Genomic DNA, 17,190 nt, shown 5'->3' on the forward strand with positions numbered 1-17,190 from the left:
TTTACATCCCTCTTCTTCAAGAATTTTCCGCGTTTCGGATTTGGCTGTCTCCCTTTCGGGCACAAGACGGCGGCCTCTGCTACAACCAAAACACGGGTTTAGATTAAAGGTACAGACATGGCGCAACAAGGCACTCTCTATATCATCTCCTCCCCGAGCGGAGCGGGTAAATCCAGCCTGCTCAATGCCTTGCTGACCCAGCACAACAGCGCAGGCAAGATGCAGCTGTCGGTCTCCCACACCACCCGCGCCACCCGTCCCGGTGAAGAACACGGGGTGCACTACCACTTCGTCAAGGTGGAAGAGTTCAAGGCGCTGATCGAGCGTGGCGACTTTCTGGAGTGGGCCGAGGTGTTCGGCAACTACTACGGCACCTCCCGCGCCGCCATCGAAGCCTGCCTGGCGCAGGGCATCGACGTCTTCCTCGACATCGACTGGCAGGGTGCCCGCCAGATCCGCGAGCAGATGCCGACCAAGTCCATCTTCATCCTGCCCCCCAGCCGCGAAGAGCTGGAGCGCCGCCTGATCGGCCGCGGCCAGGACAGTGCCGAGGTGATCAAGGGCCGGATGGATAAAGCCATTGCCGAAATGGTGCACTACGACGAGTATGACTATGTCATCATCAACGAAGACTTTGAGCAGGCGCTGTTCCAGCTCAGGGCCATCATCGAGTGCCAACGGCTGGAATTGCGCCAGCAGCAGCAGGCCCAACAAAACTTGCTGCAACAGCTACTGGCAGAATAGGCCAAAAACAAGTAAACTTTTGCGTCATTTTTAAACACCGCTTTTTTAAACCGAGAAAGCCCAAACACTGGAGTCCTGCATGGCACGCGTTACTGTAGAAGATGCTGTAAAACAGGTAGGTAACCGTTTTGACCTGGTGCTGGTCGCCGCACGCCGCGCCCGTCAAATCGCGGTTCAAGGCAAAGATCCCCTGGTTGACGAAGAGAACGACAAGCCGACCGTGATCGCCCTGCGTGAGATCGAACTGGGTCTGGTGAACAACCAGGTGATGGACACCCAGGACCGTTACGAGCAGCAAGAGCAGGAAGCCGCCGAGCTGGCTGCCGTTGCTGCCATCGCCGAAGGCCGCGGTTAAGTCAGCTGTTTCCTATAGTCGGCGCCCGCCCGGGTGCCGACTGTTCTCCCCCATTTACAACCGCTCGAAAACCTCGCAAACTCAGGACTATACCCTCTATATCCACGGATTGCCGTTTCACCGCTGCGGGGACTGTCTTGTATTTATTTGAAAATCTTAAAGAAATAGCCAGTTCCTACCTGCCACCCGAGCAGGTGGAGAAGCTCAGGCAAGCCTATGTGGTGGCCCGTGATGCTCACCAGGGACAGATGCGTTCCAGCGGCGAGCCCTACATCACCCACCCGGTTGCCGTTGCCCGCATTCTCGGCGACATGCGCCTCGATCATGAAACCCTGATGGCCGCCGTGCTGCACGACGTCATCGAAGATACTCCTGTCACCAAGGCCGACCTGGCCGAACTGTTTGGCGATGCCGTTGCCGAGCTGGTATCAGGCGTCTCCAAGCTCGACAAGCTGAAGTTTCGCGATCGCAAGGAGGCCCAGGCAGAGAACTTCCGCAAGATGGTGATGGCCATGACCCAAGATATCCGGGTCATCCTGATCAAGCTGGCCGACCGCACCCACAACATGCGCACCCTGGGCTCCCTGCGCCCGGACAAACGCCGCCGCATCGCCCGGGAAACCCTCGAGATCTTCGCCCCCATCGCCAACCGCCTCGGTATTCACACCATGAAGAACGAGCTGGAAGAACTGGGCTTCGAGGCGCTCTACCCCATGCGCTCGCGGGTGTTGCGCGAATCGGTACGGCGCGCCCGCGGCAACCGCCGCGAGATCATCGACTCCATCCAGAGCGAGATTGAAGGCCGGCTGCGTGAGGCTGGCATCGAATCCCAGGTCAGCGGCCGCGAGAAGAACCTGTTCTCCATCTACAACAAGATGGAGAAAAAAGAGCTGCAATTTCATGAGGTAATGGATATCTACGCCTTTCGTGTGAGGGTGAAGGACATAGATACCTGTTACCGGGTGCTGGGCCAGATGCACAGCCTCTACAAGCCCCGCCCCGGCCGCTTCAAGGATTACATCGCCATCCCCAAGACCAACGGCTACCAGTCGCTGCACACCTCGCTGGTGGGGCCGCACGGGGTGCCGGTGGAAGTGCAGATCCGCACCGAATTCATGGACCAGATGGCCGACAAGGGCGTCGCCGCCCACTGGGCCTACAAGCAGGATGGCGACAGCTCGGGCACTACGGCCCAGATCCGCGCCCAGCGCTGGATGCAGAGCCTGCTCGAGCTGCAGCAGAGCGCCGGCAGCTCCTTTGAATTCATCGAGGGGGTCAAGACCGACCTCTTCCCCGACGAGATCTACGTGTTCACGCCGGAAGGGCGCATCATGGAGCTGCCCGCCGGGGCCACCCCGGTGGACTTCGCCTACACGGTGCACACCGACATCGGCCACGCCTGCGTCGGTTCGCGGGTCGACCGCCACCCCTATCCGCTGAGCAGCCCGCTGCACTCCGGCCAGACAGTGGAGATCATCACGGCACCGGGGGCCCGCCCGAACGCGGCCTGGCTCAACTTCGTGGTGACCACCAAGGCCCGCTCCAAGATCCGCCAGTTCCTCAAGAACCTGCGCACCGAAGAGTCGGTAGTACTGGGTCGCCGCCTGCTCAACCATGCACTCGGCGCCAAGAACATCGAAGACATCCCCGAGCCTCGCATCAAGCAGGTGCTGGCCGACACCAAGCACGAAAACCTGCAGGGCCTGCTGGCCGACGTGGGCCTTGGCAACGCCATGAGCGTCATGGTGGCGCGCCGCATGCTGGGGGATGAGCTGCCGCCGGAAGAACAGCCCAAGTCCAGCAGCAAGAAGATGCCGATCAAGGGTGCCGACGGCATGCTGGTCACCTTCGCCAACTGCTGTCGCCCGATCCCGGGGGACGCCATCATAGCCCACATCAGCCCGGGCAAGGGGCTGGTGATCCACCAGGAAGCCTGCCGCAACATCAAGGGCTACAGCAAGGAACCGGACAAGTACCTGCCGGTACAGTGGGAAGTCGACAAGGAGCAGGAACAGGAGTTCCGCACCGGCATCAGCATCGAGATCGTCAACCACCAGGGTGCCCTGGCTGAGCTGGCCAACGTGATTGCCGCCACCGGCGCCAACATTCACGCCATCAGCACCGAAGAGAAGGATGGCCGGGTCTATCTGGTCACCCTGCTCATCACCACCAAGAGCCGGATCCACCTCGCCAACATCATGCGCAAGATCCGGGTGATGCCGAACGTGCTCAAGGTGAGCCGGCAGAAAAACTGAACACAGGCGGCGCAAGCCGCCTGCTGCTTTTCAAGAGACATGCTGGCCCGGCGCCGGCCCGATTTGACCCTGTGCATGCAAGCGATGCGCGCACCTGCCTCACCCGATAGAAACTGACATGACACCTGAACGCTTCAAACGAATTTCCGACATGCTGGCCCAGCGCCAGCTCGATCTGACCGTCTGCATGGAAGAGGTCCACAAGCCGCACAACCTGGCCGCCATCGTGCGCACCGCCGATGCCATCGGCATCCATCGGGTGCACGCGGTCTGGCCCAAAACCTGGATCCACAAGCGCAAGGGTACCGCCCGCGGCAGCCAGAACTGGGTGGACGTGAAGCTGCACCCGGACATCGGCAGCGCGGTGGCCGAGCTCAAGGCCTCCGGCATGCAGATCCTGGCGACCCACCTCTCCGACAGCTCGGTGGATTTTCGCGCCATCGACTACACCAAGCCCACCGCCATCCTGGTGGGCCAGGAGAAGCACGGTATCGGCGAAGAGGCGCTGGCCCTGGCCGATCACCATATCGTCATCCCCATGGTGGGCATGGTGCAGTCCCTCAACGTCTCGGTGGCCGCCGCCGCCATCCTCTACGAGGCCCAGCGCCAACGCGAGCTGGCCGGCTGTTATCAACGCGGCTGCCCCTTAAGTCTGGAAGAGCAGAACAGCATACTGTTCGAGGGGGGCTATCCCGTCTATGCCCAGCTCTGCAAGGAGAAGGAGATGCCCTATCCCCAGCTCGGCCCGGCCGGTGAGATCCTGGCTGACGAGCAGTGGTGGCAGCAGATGCAGCTGACCCGCAAAGGCTGGGCAGCACAGCAAGATGAGCAATTACAGGAGCAATAATAATGAATAGTCCCTTTGGCAGCTGGCTGGAGTCCCAGGTAATACGGGATCATCTCAGCAACCCCAATATCGAGGCGGGCGACTACAGCTACTACTCCGGCTACTACCATGGCAAGACGTTCGAGGATCACTGCGTACGCTATCTGCTGGGTGACGGCTCGACCCGGGAGACCTGGGAGAGCGGCATCTGGGGCGAGGTGGATCGCCTGCTCATCGGCAAGTTCTGCTCCATCGGCTCGGGTGCCACCTTCCTGCTGGCCGGCAATCAGGGCCATCGCATGGAGTGGGTATCCACCTTCCCGTTCGATCCGGGCACCTTTGGCGAGGGGGTACAGAGCGGCTTCCAGCGCAAGGGGGATACCCGGGTCGGCAATGATGTCTGGATCGGCTCGGAAGCCATGATCATGCCCGGCATCACCATAGGCGATGGCGCCGTTATCGCCACCCGCGCCGTGGTCACCCGGGATGTGGAGCCCTACACCATAGTCGGCGGCAACCCGGCCAAGCCGATCCGTCGCCGCTTCGGCGATGAGCAGATTGCCCTGCTGCAAGAGATGCGGTGGTGGGACTGGCCGCTGCCGCGCCTGCAGGCGGCCATGCCGCTGCTCTGCTCGGGCGACATCGAGGGGCTTTACCAGCACTGGCAGCAAGAGTCGGCATCATGAAGCTGATGCCGCCCGCCCTGCTGGCCCTGACCCTGTTTTCTGCCGGAGCCCTCGCCGTGAACAATCCCTACCAGCTGACGCCGGAAACCGACGTCGCCACCCTCCATCAGCAGACGCTGCCCGACTTCTGGCGCCAGCACGCCGTCGAGGGCGCCTTCAAGGGCAAAGACGGGGTCACCATCCGCTATGCCGCCCTGCGCCAGGCCAAGGTCGATCGCGCCATCCTCATCGTCAACGGCAGGGTCGAAAGCTACCTCAAGTATCAGGAGCTGGCCTGGGATCTGTGGCGTCAGGGCTACAGCCTCTACCTCATCGACCACCGCGGCCAGGGCTTGTCCGATCGGCTGCTGGCCGACCCGGAGAAGGGATATGTCGACCAGTTCGACGATTATGTGCTCGATCTCAAGCAGTTTCATGACGAGGTGATCGCCCAGGACCAGCCCGCCAAGCTGTTCCTGCTGGCCCACTCCATGGGCGGCGCCATCTCGGCCCGCTATCTGGAGCGCTGGCCCGGTGACATCGAGGCGGCCGTGCTCTCCTCCCCCATGATGGGCATCAACCTGGGCGGCCTGCCCAAGTGGCTGGCCAAGGGGCTGGCGGCCACCATAGGCACGGTCGGCGGCTGGCTGGGCGAGCCTCCCTACGGCCCGGGTCAGGGCCCGTACGAGAGCCACGACTTTGCCGACAATGGTCTGAGCCACAGCGAAGCCCGTTATCAGGCCTTCCGCGAACTCTATGAGCAGCGCCCGCAGATCAAGCTGGGAGGCGCCACCGCCCACTGGATCTATCAGGGGCTGACGGGAGCGGACGCCGCCGTGGCCGAGGCCGGCGCCATCAAGACGCCGCTGCTGCTGCTGCAGGCCGGCGACGACGGCGTGGTGGACAACGCCGCGCAGGACGCCTTCTGCGCACTCGCTCGCTGCGAAGGGGGCAAGCCGCTGCGCATCGAAGGGGCCTGGCACGAGCTGTTCATGGAGGCCGATCCCCAGCGCCAGGCCGCGCTCAACGCCACCCTGGCCTTCTTCGCGCGCTACTGACGGCTGGTTATTTTTTGTATCCCTAAATAAATGGGGTCACGGGAGCGGTTGCTGTAAACTGCTCCCGCTTTCATTCGTAACCCCGAGGTGATGATGTATAAGGTCGTTGTATCTGATCTCGATGGCACCCTGCTCAACGGGCAGCACCAGATCTCCCCCCGCACCCGCGATACCCTGCACCGACTGGTGGATCAGGGGGTCAAGTTCGTGGTGGCCACCGGCCGTCACCATGTGGATGTGCGCAGCATCCGCGACACGCTCGGGCTCGACATCTATCTCATCACCTCCAATGGCGCCGTGGTGCACGACAAGCAGGATCAACTGATCTTCAACCAGGCCCTGCCGGACAGCGTGGCGGCCGAGCTGATCGCGCTGGAGCGCGACCCCTCCATCCATATCAACCTCTACTACGGCGACGAGTGGCTGGTAGAAGAGGAGATGCCCTGGCTGCTGCAGTTCCATCATGAATCCGGCTTCAGCTACCGCCTGACCGATCTCGCCAGCCACCCGCTGGACAAGGTCAACAAGGTGTTTTACATCGGCGAGCACGAGAAGCTGCTGCAGATCGAGACAGAGCTGAACCAGCGTTATGGTGATCGGCTCAACGTCACCTTCTCCCTGCCGGACTGCCTCGAGGTGATGCACGCCGGGGTGCACAAGGGCAATGCGGTGCGCGCCGTGCTGGAGCAGCACGGGCTGGAGATGTCCCAGGCAGTGGCCTTCGGCGACGGTATGAACGACTTCGAGATGCTGAGCATGGTCGGCCGCGGCGTGGTGATGGGCAATGCCCACGACCGGCTCAAGCTGGCGCTGGCCAACCACGAGCAGACCCTGAGCTCCGACGAAGACGGCGTCGCCGTCTATCTGGAGCAGCTATTCGCCCTGCAGGGCGTCGACGTCGCCTGAGACAAGGCGCCATGAGCCACGCTGCGGCTCATGGCGTGCTCCCGCCCGGATAACCTTCCGAACGAGCAGGCCGGCAACCCCTCAGGTGGCCGGCTTGAACTGCTCCTTGTCGAGCTGGTGCTTCTTCATGCGCAGGTAGAGCTTCTTGCGCGGGATGCCGAGGTACTGGGCGGCGTCGGTCACCCGGCCGGAGAAGAGAAACAGGGTATCCTCGATCACCCGTCGCTCGAACTCCTCCACCAGATCGTCCAGCGGCTCCTTGCCGCTGGCCAGCGGCATGGCCCGCTCCGCACCGGCCAGCTTGACGATCCCCACCGCATAGAGCTCGGCCACGTTGCGCAGTTCACGCAGATTGCCGGGCCACTGATGCCGCTTGAGCGTCTCTAGATAGGCGCGATCCACCGCCGGCACCGGCCGGCCGATGCGCTTGCAGCCCTGTCGCAGAAAGGCCCGGAACAGGGGAATGATGTCGCAGCTGCGCTCCACCAGCCGCGGCAGCCTGAGCCGCACCTGGGAGAGGAAGTAGTAGAGCTCAGGCATCAGCTGCTGGCGCTCCACCAGCGCCTCCGGCGACTCCTCGAACAGCGCTATGGTGCGCAGCGACTTGCCTCCCTTGCGCTCCTGATCCAGCAGGTGGTTGCCGAGCCAGCGCTGGCAGTCGGCGCTCAGGCGGGCCGGGGATTGCAGCACCAGGGTGCCCTGATCGGCCTGCGCCAGGCTGGCCTGCACCTCGGCCAGGCTGGGTGCCGACCCGCAGTCGTGCAGCTGGAAGGCCTGCTCTCGCCGGGCGCTGATCCTGTGCAGCAGCCGGGCCAGGGTGTGGCGGCCAGAGCCGGCCGGCCCCTCCAGCAGCAGATCCTTGTCGGTCTGCGCCAGCTGGTTGAGCTGGCCGCGGATCGCCACTATCTGCGGGCTGGTACCGATCAATTCGTCATCCACCGTCGCCTGGATCTCGCTGCGGCGCGCCAGCACGGCGCTGCGCTGCTGGCAGGCCCGCTCCAGCAGGCCCAGCAAATCCTGGGGATGAAGCGGTTTCTCCAGAAAGTCGAACGCCCCCTGTTTCACCGCCTTCACCGCCAGCGGGATGTCGCCATGGCCGGTGATCATGATGACCGGGATCTCGGCATCTATCTCGTGCACCCGGGCCAACAGCTCCATGCCGTTCATGGCGGGCATGTAGATGTCAGAGACCAGCACCCCGGGCCACTGGCCGGCCAGCAGCTCCAGCGCCTCGTGGGGGGAGGTGGTCGCCCTCGGCTGGTAGCCGGAGAGCCGCAACAGGTGGCAATAGGACTCCAGCACGTCCTCGTCATCGTCCACCAGCAGCACGTTGGCGGGACGGTTAGCGGGCAACAGCATAGATGGCACTCTCCTCGTTCTGATGGGCGATCGACCCGGCAGGGTCGACCGCCGCCAATTCCACTATCACCATGGCGCCGCCAGTCAGCGCCGAGCCCAGCATGATCTCGCCACCGCAGCGGGCCAGCAGGGAGCGGCAGATGGTCAGCCCCAGTCCCAACCCGACCTCCTTGGAGGTGGTGAAGGGGGTGAACAACCTGGGCAGGATCGCCTCGCCGAAGCCGGCACCGCTGTCGACCACCGCCAGCCGCAGCCGGGCCTCACTTCGTTCCAGCAACTGCAGCCGGATCTCGCGCCGCGCCAGCCCGGCCACCGCGTCCAACCCGTTTACCAGCAGGTTCACCAGCACCTGCTCCAGCAGCACGGGGTCGGTCTCGAGCCAGAGCCCCTCCGGCAACTCGTTGCAGAGGGTGCAGCCATCGCGTTTCGCCCGCGTCTCCAGCAGCAACATGGCCTGTTCGGCCAGCGCCCCCAGCTCGAGCCGGACCCGCACCTCCTCCGCCGGCGACTTGCGGGCGAAATGGCGCAGCGCATTGATGATGCGGCTCATGCGCCGCCCCAGCTTGTCGAGCTTGCCCAGGTCCTGGTCCAGCGCCTGCAGCTGACCGGCGGCGAGGGCCGCCCGGCTGGTGTAGAGGTAGGTCATCATCGCCGACAGCGGCTGGTTCAGCTCGTGGGCCAGGCTGGTCATCGCCTGCCCCACCACCGCCATCTTGGCCGCCTGGATCAGCTCATCCTGGGTCTGCAACAGGGTGCGCTCCGCCTGCTGGCGCTGCACCACTTCCTCCGCCAGCAGCCGGTTGTTCTCGGTCAGCTCGCGGGTACGCTCCGCCACCCGCAGGCCGAGCTCCCTGGCCGTCAGCTCCTGGCGGGTGACATCCGTGATGGTGATGATGAATCTGTACCCGCGCCCCTGTTCGAAGCGGCGCAGGTTGAGATGCAGGAAACGGGGCGTCTCGTCCTGATCGCAGGCCAGGGTGCACTCGCTGTGGCCGAGCCGGTGCAGCGGCTGGTCCGCCCCGAACTGCTCCGCCAGCATCGCCCTCGCCGCTGCCGGAAAGGCCTGCCACAACGGCCGGCCCGGCTCGATGCCGGTCTGCCGGAACAGGGTGAGCGCGCTCGGGTTGACCGACTCTATGGTGCCATCAGGATGGCAGGTGATGAGGCAGGCCTGGGTGTTATTGATGAGGTTGAGGGCATTGGCCCGCTCCATCTGCTGCAACTGCTGGCTGAAGTGGCGCAGGCTGTCGCCCAGTCGGCCGATCTCGTCCCGGCCGCTGGTGCTGACCGGCACGTCCAGCCGGCCTGCCGCGACTCTGTCCAGCTCCTGCCCCAGCAGGTCGAGCCGCTTGATCAGCCGGCGGCCGATCAGCACCACCAGCACGAAGATGCTGAGCAGCAGGGTGAGCGCCAGCACCACCAGGATCACCAGCTTGCCGGTCGCCACCTGCTGGCTGCTGTCCTCCCCCAGCGCGCTGAGGGAGCGGTTGGCATCGCTCACCATCAGGCTGACCTTCTGGTGATAGCGCGACACGGCGTCGTCCAGCCGGGGGCGCAGGGCCGTCAGCTGCTGATGGGTCTGCACATCCGCCAGCAGCAGCCGGTGCAGCGGGCCATCCGGCTTCACCAGGGTGATGATGTCCTGCAGGATCTGGCGGTAGCTCACGGTCGAGGGGTACTCTGCTAGCCGCGAGGTCAGCTCGTCTATCTCGTCGATCTTGTAGCCGATGAACAGGAAGGCGCTCTCCAGATCCTGCTGATAACGCTGGGCGATCACCTCGCCGACCAGGGACTGCAGCTCGTTCTCCTTGAAGGTGAGATCCTGCAGGGCGGAGAACTCCTTGATGACGTTGCCAAACTCGCTCATGTCGTCCGGGCTTGCCACCATGCCGGTCAGGTGCCACTCCACCTCCTGCAGCAGAGGGGCGGCATCATCCACCAGATCCTGATGCAGCCAGTTGCTGCGCTTTTGCAGTTGCTGCAGGGTTTCGGCGTGCTCGATCTGCTGCTTGAGGTAGCGCCCGTGATCCGCCACCAGCGCGCTCAGCTCCCCGAACGCCTGGCGTTGCGAGGGTGTCTCCTGATCCCCCGGGGTGCCCAGCCGGTAGGCGCGCTGGATGTCCCGCAGGGTGGTCGACACCGAGTGGGAGAGGCGCTGGTACTGCACCGGATCCCGGGTATCGCGCAACTGGGCCAGCAACAGCAACAGGCGGGAACTGGCCCGCTCCAGCTGATAGGCGTTGTCGATGGCGGGCAGGCTCTCCTCCACGATGAGGTGGATCTGCCGGCCCAGCCGATCCCACATCACATAGGCGGCCATGCCCATGGCGCCGGTCAGGGCAGTGATGGCCACGAAGGCGAGGATGAGCCGCCGCCCCAGGCTGCGCGGCATGGCCAGCAGGTGCCCCAGCCGGCTCATGGCCTGGCCGCCTGTTCGACCAGCCGCTGCGCCTCGTTCAGGCGCGCCTCGGTCGCCTGGCGCCACTGGTGCATCACCCGCTCCGCCTGCGGATTGCCCTGCTCCCGGTCATAGAGGCCGTCAAACAGCGCCAGCAGAGCCGGATCCTGCGCCTCCTGCTCGCTCAGCGGCGGCGTGCTCGCCTTGGCGACGGCCTGCTCCAGCAGTGCAACCCGCCAGGGCTCGCCATGGGTATTCAACCCGTTGATCCCCTGCCAGGTCATCTTCAGCCTAGGCAGCTGCTGGGTGATGGTCTGCTCGAACAGGGCCTTGAGCAGGCCTGCCCGTCGATAGAGCAGCGCCTTGTCGGTGACGTAGCGGGTCTGTCTGGCCAGCCCGGGCTGGCTCAGGGTGGCCTTGGCCATGCCGGGAGTGGCGAGGATCCCCTGCCCCTTGTCGGAAAGCAGGTACTGGATGAAGAGGGCGCCACTGTGCGGATGGTCCGAGCGACGGGGTACCCCCAGGTAGGTCGGCAGGATCACCGAATCCGGCATGATGTTGAAGCCGACGTGATCGAAGCGGGCCTGGCTGGTGAGGGCGTAGCTGTCGATCACCGGGCCGGCCCCCGCCAGACCGCGACTGATGCCGTCGCTCACCCCGAAGCTGCGCGCCGTGATGGCCGACAGGTTGCCGCCCAGGCGCATCAGCAGGGCCCAGCCCTGCTGCCAGCCATATTGCTGCAGCACGCTCTCCACCATCATGTGGGTGGTGCCGGACTGGGAGGGTGAGCTCATCATCACGTGCCCCATGAAGAGTGGGGACGCCAGTTGCTGCCAGCTGGTGGGCTGCGGCAGCTGATATTTGGCCAGATAATGGCGGTTATACATGATGCCACTGCTGGAATAACCGACCACGGCCACTTTATTGCCCAGCCCCAGGGTATGGGGAGCGAGCCATTTGGGCGGCATAGTTTCATTTGGCAAAGCCGCCAACAAACCGGCTTTGTCCAGCGTGTTAAAAAAAGTCGGCGAAGAGGACATGATAATATCGACTTGCGGTGCATCGGCCTCCGTTAATAAGCGCAGGGAGGGAATGGTGCGCCGATAAATAACTTCGACCCGGATCCCGGGATATTGTTCGGCAAAGCCCTCGATCACCGCTTTGACCGGCGCCTCCGAAAACGAGGTAAGCACCGTCAGTGAAGCGGCCTGCAGGGTGCTGAATGGCAACAAAACGCTGCCCATGAACAGGGCCAGCCGGCGGCAAAAGAGGTGCATGACTATCGGTCGACTCGCGCGTTAATTCAGGAATATGTGCAGTACATCTAATATTCGGCACATGCCGTAATTTTTATTTACACGAGGATGAGCCAGTTCTGACTCATTATGCCTCGGCACGCGGCTATTGTTATTCATCGAATATCAATAGGACAGTTCAAATATGTCATTTTTGACTCATGGTTTTCCCATGATTGAGTCAGAGTTGACCCATATCCGGCTTTTTGCCGGCTGAATTTCTCCCTTCATATGATGGCAGCCGCTATCAGAGCTCCCTCTGAAACCATGCTGCCAAAATAGAAACGGAGAACCCCATGTTCAACTTCTTCAAGACGCGAGCCGACCTGCCGGTCATGGATGCCTCGCCCGATAAAATCCGCTCGATTTACCGCAAGTACCAGTGGCAGGTCTTCCTGGGGCTGGTACTGGGCTATGCCATGTTCTATGTCGTGCGCATGAGCCTCAACGTGGTCAAGAAACCCATGCTCGACTCCGGCGTGGTGACCCTGGAGGAGCTGGGGGTCATCGGCTCCGCCTTCCTGTTCACCTACGCCGTCGGCAAGTTCTCCAACGGCTTCCTCTCCGACTACGCCAACATAGGCCGCTTCATGTCGGTCTCGCTGGGGCTCTCGTCCATCTGCACCATCCTGATGGGCATGAACACCGCCACCTTCTTCCTGGTGCTGATGTGGGGCCTGAACGGCTGGTTCCAGTCCGTCGGTTCCGCCCCCTCCTGCGTCTCCATCTTCCAGTGGTTCTCCCCCAAGCAACGGGGCTCGGTCTACTCGGTCTGGGGTGGCTCGCGCAACATAGGGGAAGGCATCTCCTGGATCCTGACCGCCACCATCGTCAGCTACTTCGGCTGGAAGGCCGGCTTCATCGGCGCCGGCATCGCCTCCCTGATCGCCGCCCTGTGCATGTATCTGGTGCTGAAAGATCGCCCGCAGACCTATGCCCTGCCGGAGCCGGCCGTCGCCTTTGGTGAAGCCCCCGAGATCGCCAAGAAGGTGGATCCGGCCGAAATCCGCCGCGCCCAGCTGTTCGTGCTCAAGCAGCCCGTCGTCTGGCTCATCGCCGCCGCCTGCGCCTGCATGTACATGTCCCGCTACGCCATGAGCTCCTGGGCCGTGCTCTACCTGCAGGAGCAGAAGGGCTACAGCCTGATCGACGCCGGTTTCGCCATGTCGGCCTACCCCATCGCCGGCTTCCTCGGCGCCATCCTGGCCGGGATCATCTCCGACAAGGTATTCAACGCCAACCGCCACATCCCCACCCTGCTGTACGGGTTGGCCAACGTGGCCGGCATGTGCCTGATGTTCTGGGGCCCGCAGAGCCGCATGATGGATGCCGTCGCGCTGGCCCTGATCGGCTACGCCATCGGTGGTCTGGTGGTGTTCCTGGCCGGCCTGACCGCCTGCGACCTGATGCCCAAGACGGCGGTCGGTGCCGTGAAAGGCTTCATCGGCCTCTGCTCCTACATCGCCGCCTCCATCCAGGAGCTGGTCTCTGCGGCCCTGATCAAGACCAGCGAGATAGACGGCGTGACCCACTATGACTTCAGCAGTGCCCAGTACTTCTGGCTCGGAGCCTCCGTGGTCTCCATGCTGCTCGCCATGACGGTGTGGAACGCCAAAAAAGTCGTCAACTACTGATCCCCGTTCACCGGGACACGCCAAAAAACAATGCCAGTCAGTTGATGCTGACTGGCATTGGCAATCCGGGGTTACTTTCTTCGAAAGCGCTGGTTGTCGCCCCCATGGCACTGCCAGAGGATCAGGGGAGTACCATTGGCACTGCCATCCTTGGATACATCCAGACAGAGGTGGCTGCTGCGGCTGACCAGCCGATCCCGCTCCCAGCGCCACTGCTGATTGCTGCCGCCATGACAATCCCAGGCGATCACCCTGGCCCCGGTGTCGCGATCGCCGCCGGCCACATCCAGGCACTTGCCGCCGACCTTCACCGCCTTGCCATCCAGACGAAAGCGCTGGTTCTCTCCGCCGTTGCAGTCCCAAAGCTGCAACTGGTTGCCATTGCGCACGCCACCGGCAATGTCGAGGCATTTGCCATTGGCTGCCAGCAACTGGCCCCCCGACTCTTCTCGCTTGCGGGCTTCCTTCTTCTCCTGCTTGTGGTCGTAGTAGGCGGCAGCACCTATGGCACCGATCACCACGGCCCCCAGCAGAAAATCCGAAGAGTCCAGACTCTGGCACCCTCCCAGCGAAAGCGAGAGACAGGCGGCAATCAAAGGAGATGGACGCATCACTCAATCCCCCCGACCAGGAAGCTCTGATTGGCACCGCCATAGCACTCTGCCAAACGCAAGGGCGTATTCGGGGTATGACGCCGTCCCGCGACATCCAGACAACGGGAGGCCTTGTTGTTGAACAGCTTGTCCTCCCGCCACACCCACTGGGCGTGACCATCGCAGGGAGCCAGGATCAGTTCATTGCCGCTTCTGGCCTGCAGGCATGTCTCCTGCATCTTCAGCTCCCCCAGCGCCCACTCAAACGACCTGGTGTCTTTGCCACCGCACACCTGGGTGACGGCCTGCTGCCCGGCAACCCCGACACAGAAGCCGTTGTAGGTCAGCAAGAGGGAGGAGGCAGACTCGCTCTGCGATTGGGAGACCATGGAGTTCATCACCTCATCCATCGGCGGCTTGAGGGTACAACCGCCCAGCAGCAGGGCGGCCATGACTGCGGGTCTGCAGGAGAAAATCGAGATTTTGTTATGCATAAAAAAGCCTGAAAGAGGTCTGTGACATCCGGTCACCAAGGACTCCAGCTGGCAGGATAACTGAAGGGGGGACAAGACTGCCCGGATAGAGTGTAAACAAACGTTACAGCGGCGCGGCAAGCCGGGATGATAGGCAGGGCAGAAAGCAAAAAACCCCGCCGAAGCGAGGTTTTTCAGAATGTGGTCGGTGATAAAGGATTCGAACCTTTGACCCTCTGGTCCCAAACCAGATGCGCTACCGGGCTGCGCTAATCACCGAGAATATTTTGATTCTACAAAAAACAAAGACGACCATGCGGTCATCCTGGTTATACAGCAAGTATGGTGCGAAGAGAGGGACTCGAACCCTCACACCCGGGGGGCACTAACACCTGAAGCTAGCGCGTCTACCAATTCCGCCACCTTCGCGTACCTGACAAGCTGTAAAATGGGGTGGCTGATGGGGCTCGAACCCACGACAACCGGAATCACAATCCGGGACTCTACCAACTGAGCTACAGCCACCACAGCTGTTTTCGTTCTTCAACTCGCCCGTTTAACCGGCGCACTTTTGATGGTGCGCCCGACAGGATTCGAACCTGTGACCTCTGCCTCCGGAGGGCAGCGCTCTATCCAGCTGAGCTACGGGCGCTACGCTGTCGAACGGGGCGCAATATTAATGATGAGGACCCACCTTGTCTACCCTTTTTTTATCAAGCCGAATCAACCGCTTGTTTTTCCATCGTTTCTGGCTTTTTTTAAGCGATTTTGTGTTATTCAGGCCGGTTCCGGCCCCTCCCCGCTACTTTTCCCCCCACCCCATTTTGCTGACAGCGATGGGCAAAACTTGACTTGCCTCAAAGCCTCCCTAGAATGAATGAACGTTCATTCAGTCGTTGTGATCATCCAATCATGAACAAGAAAGAACGCATTTTCGATGCGGCTCATGAAGTACTCGGCGAACAGGGTTTCCACGGCCTCTCCATTGCCGTGGTGGCCAAGAAAGCCAGGGTGGCGGCAGGCACCATCTATCGCTATTTCAGCGACAAGGATGACCTGATCCGTCAACTCTACCGGCACACCATCCTCCAGTGTCATCCCCTGGTCATGGAAGGCGTGCAGACAGAGGAGGTATCGTTCGAACAATTTCGGCGGCTGTGGCTCAACATCCACGCCATCTTTGTCGACGAACCGAACGCGCTCAAATGCAAATTGCAGTATGAAACATCCCCGCTGGGAGCTGAGCTGGAGCAGGACCCGGTCATCCAGGCCGCCTGGGCCCCGCTGGATCGCTTCTACGAACGGGGGATAGAACAGGGCCTGTTTATCGACCTGCCCGTTCGGGTACTGCAGGTGCTGAGCCTGGACTGTGTGGCGAACCTGGCGTTGCAAAGCCAGGTGCACCAATTCGAACTGACGCAAGAGCAGCTGGAAGCCGTGATCCGGGCCAGCTGGCGAGCCATTTTGACCCCTTAAACATTGCACTCATATCTCAGGAGCGAGAGTTCATGAAAAAGTGGATGAGCATCATGTTGCTCATCGCGCTGGCCCTGTTCGGCAGCGTGATTGGCTTCAACCTGTTCAAGCAAAAGATGATAGCCAACTACATGGCCAACATGCCGGAGCCCGAGTTCCCGGTCACCACCCACAAGGTGGAGACCCGTGACTGGGTACCGACCATCGAGGCGATCGGCTTCATCGAACCCAATCAGGGGGTGACCCTGTCGACCGAGCAGTCCGGTACCATCGACAGCATCTCCTTCGAATCCGGCGCCACCGTCAAGCTGGACCAGCTGCTGCTGAGCCTGGACGCCAGCGTCGAGAAGGCCAACCTGCGCGCCTCCATGGCCAAGCTGCCGGCGGCCAAGGCCAAGTACGAACGCTACCAGAACCTGTTTACCAAGGGTTCCATCTCCCGCGACCAGCTGGATGATGCCGAGGCGACCTATCGTTCCCTCGAGGCCGACATCGAGAGCCTGAAATCGACCATCGCCCGCCGCGAAGTGCGCGCACCGTTTGCCGGCGTGGTCGGCCTGCGCAACGTCTTCCTCGGTCAGTACCTGCAACCGGGCACCGACATAGTGCGGCTGGAAGACACCAGCGTGATGCGCCTGCGCTTCACCGTGCCGCAGACCGACATCTCCCGCATCAGCCTGAATCAGGAGATCCGGATCAACGTGGATGCCTACCCGAACCGCCAGTTCAAGGGTCACATCAGCGCCATCGAGCCGGCCGTCAACTACCAGAGCGGCCTGATCCAGGTGCAGGCGAACATCCCCAACAACGACGGCCTGCTGCGCTCCGGCATGTTTGCCCGCGCCAGCATCCTGCTGCCGGCCCAGAAGGACCAGATAGTGCTGCCGCAGACCGCCATCACCTTCACCCTGTACGGCGAGAACGTCTACCTGGTCAAGGAGCAGGACGGCGTGAAACGCGTCGAACAGGTGGTGGTCAAGGTGAGCGAGCGCAAGGGCAACGATGCCCACGTGGTCTCCGGCATCAAGGCGGGTGACGAAGTGGTCATGTCCGGCCAGGTACGCCTGAGCAACGGCGCCAAGGTAAAAATCGTGCAGGATCAGGGTCTGAAGGTTCCTGACCAGGCTCCCATGCTGTAAAACGCGGAGAGACA

At 62.4% G+C, this 17,190-nt stretch carries 15 protein-coding genes and 4 tRNA genes; 10 read left to right on the top strand and 9 right to left on the bottom strand.

Translation table 11 applies throughout. The features are described from left to right. Positions 1-117: 117 nt before the first annotated feature. From gmk to G5134_RS15910, 7 genes are all read left to right on the top strand, one after another. Positions 118-744, top strand: coding sequence for a guanylate kinase (gmk, locus tag G5134_RS15880; protein WP_017766485.1), 627 nt, complete (start codon positions 118-120; stop codon positions 742-744). A 79-nt stretch (positions 745-823) separates the two neighbouring features. Beyond that, positions 824-1,099, top strand: a complete 276-nt coding sequence (rpoZ, locus tag G5134_RS15885) for a DNA-directed RNA polymerase subunit omega (protein ID WP_005307060.1) — start codon at positions 824-826, stop codon at positions 1,097-1,099. Positions 1,100-1,236: 137 nt separating this feature from the next. Beyond that, entirely contained in the window at positions 1,237-3,354 is a 2,118-nt protein-coding gene (spoT, locus tag G5134_RS15890; protein WP_005307064.1) for a bifunctional GTP diphosphokinase/guanosine-3',5'-bis pyrophosphate 3'-pyrophosphohydrolase, read from the top strand. A 118-nt stretch (positions 3,355-3,472) separates the two neighbouring features. Further along, entirely contained in the window at positions 3,473-4,201 is a 729-nt protein-coding gene (trmH, locus tag G5134_RS15895; RefSeq protein ID WP_017766486.1) for a tRNA (guanosine(18)-2'-O)-methyltransferase TrmH, read from the top strand. Positions 4,202-4,203: 2 nt separating this feature from the next. Next, positions 4,204-4,866 (top strand): CatB-related O-acetyltransferase, encoded by a 663-nt coding sequence (locus G5134_RS15900; protein ID WP_017780339.1) that lies wholly within the window; start codon positions 4,204-4,206, stop codon positions 4,864-4,866. After that, positions 4,863-5,903, top strand: coding sequence for an alpha/beta fold hydrolase (locus tag G5134_RS15905; RefSeq protein ID WP_065017173.1), 1,041 nt, complete (start codon positions 4,863-4,865; stop codon positions 5,901-5,903). Before G5134_RS15900 ends, G5134_RS15905 begins: the two co-directional genes overlap by 4 nt. 93 nt (positions 5,904-5,996) lie before the next feature. After that, a complete protein-coding gene (locus tag G5134_RS15910) occupies positions 5,997-6,809 on the top strand; it encodes a Cof-type HAD-IIB family hydrolase (RefSeq protein ID WP_065017172.1) in 813 nt (270 codons plus the stop codon). An 81-nt stretch (positions 6,810-6,890) separates the two neighbouring features. Here the strand turns inward: G5134_RS15910 and G5134_RS15915 are convergent, their stop codons facing one another. The 3 genes from G5134_RS15915 to G5134_RS15925 are packed head-to-tail and all read right to left on the bottom strand — an operon-like array spanning position 6,891 to position 11,843. Continuing rightward, positions 6,891-8,168, bottom strand: coding sequence for a sigma-54-dependent transcriptional regulator (locus G5134_RS15915; protein WP_017783518.1), 1,278 nt, complete (start codon positions 8,166-8,168; stop codon positions 6,891-6,893). Next, a complete protein-coding gene (locus G5134_RS15920) occupies positions 8,152-10,587 on the bottom strand; it encodes an ATP-binding protein (protein ID WP_065017171.1) in 2,436 nt (811 codons plus the stop codon). The genes G5134_RS15915 and G5134_RS15920 overlap by 17 nt, the downstream gene beginning before the upstream one ends. Then, the gene (locus G5134_RS15925; protein WP_197495593.1) at positions 10,584-11,843 is read right to left on the bottom strand and encodes an ABC transporter substrate-binding protein; all 1,260 of its coding nucleotides are present in this window, start codon (positions 11,841-11,843) and stop codon (positions 10,584-10,586) included. The genes G5134_RS15920 and G5134_RS15925 overlap by 4 nt, the downstream gene beginning before the upstream one ends. Before the next feature lie 314 nt (positions 11,844-12,157). Here G5134_RS15925 and G5134_RS15930 point away from each other — a divergent pair, with 314 nt between their 5' ends. Beyond that, positions 12,158-13,495 (top strand): MFS transporter, encoded by a 1,338-nt coding sequence (locus tag G5134_RS15930; RefSeq protein WP_005307086.1) that lies wholly within the window; start codon positions 12,158-12,160, stop codon positions 13,493-13,495. 71 nt (positions 13,496-13,566) lie between these two features. Here G5134_RS15930 and G5134_RS15935 read toward each other — a convergent pair whose 3' ends face one another. From G5134_RS15935 to G5134_RS15960, 6 genes are all read right to left on the bottom strand, one after another. Then, positions 13,567-14,091 (bottom strand): RICIN domain-containing protein, encoded by a 525-nt coding sequence (locus G5134_RS15935; protein ID WP_017766490.1) that lies wholly within the window; start codon positions 14,089-14,091, stop codon positions 13,567-13,569. Between the two features lie 14 nt (positions 14,092-14,105). Continuing rightward, positions 14,106-14,540 carry a ricin-type beta-trefoil lectin domain protein gene (locus G5134_RS15940; RefSeq protein WP_010635629.1) on the bottom strand — a complete coding sequence of 145 codons (435 nt, stop codon included), beginning with the start codon at positions 14,538-14,540 and terminating at the stop codon, positions 14,106-14,108. A 223-nt stretch (positions 14,541-14,763) separates the two neighbouring features. Beyond that, positions 14,764-14,840, bottom strand: a tRNA-Pro gene (locus G5134_RS15945). Between the two features lie 64 nt (positions 14,841-14,904). Further along, positions 14,905-14,990: transfer RNA gene (locus G5134_RS15950), tRNA-Leu, on the bottom strand. Between the two features lie 20 nt (positions 14,991-15,010). Continuing rightward, a tRNA-His gene (locus tag G5134_RS15955) sits at positions 15,011-15,086 on the bottom strand. 50 nt (positions 15,087-15,136) lie between these two features. Continuing rightward, a tRNA-Arg gene (locus G5134_RS15960) sits at positions 15,137-15,213 on the bottom strand. 260 nt (positions 15,214-15,473) lie between these two features. On the opposite strand from G5134_RS15960, the gene G5134_RS15965 reads away from it, so the two are divergent. Both G5134_RS15965 and G5134_RS15970 read left to right on the top strand, forming a co-directional pair. Beyond that, entirely contained in the window at positions 15,474-16,037 is a 564-nt protein-coding gene (locus tag G5134_RS15965) for a TetR/AcrR family transcriptional regulator (RefSeq protein ID WP_019839352.1), read from the top strand. Between the two features lie 32 nt (positions 16,038-16,069). Beyond that, positions 16,070-17,176: an efflux RND transporter periplasmic adaptor subunit gene (locus tag G5134_RS15970; RefSeq protein WP_005307097.1), complete on the top strand. Its 1,107-nt coding sequence runs from the start codon at positions 16,070-16,072 to the stop codon at positions 17,174-17,176. The last annotated feature ends 14 nt before the right edge of the window (positions 17,177-17,190 follow it).

Source organism: Aeromonas sp. 600276 (genome assembly GCF_049175815.1).
In the GTDB taxonomy this organism is placed as follows: Bacteria; Pseudomonadota; Gammaproteobacteria; order Enterobacterales; family Aeromonadaceae; genus Aeromonas; species Aeromonas dhakensis.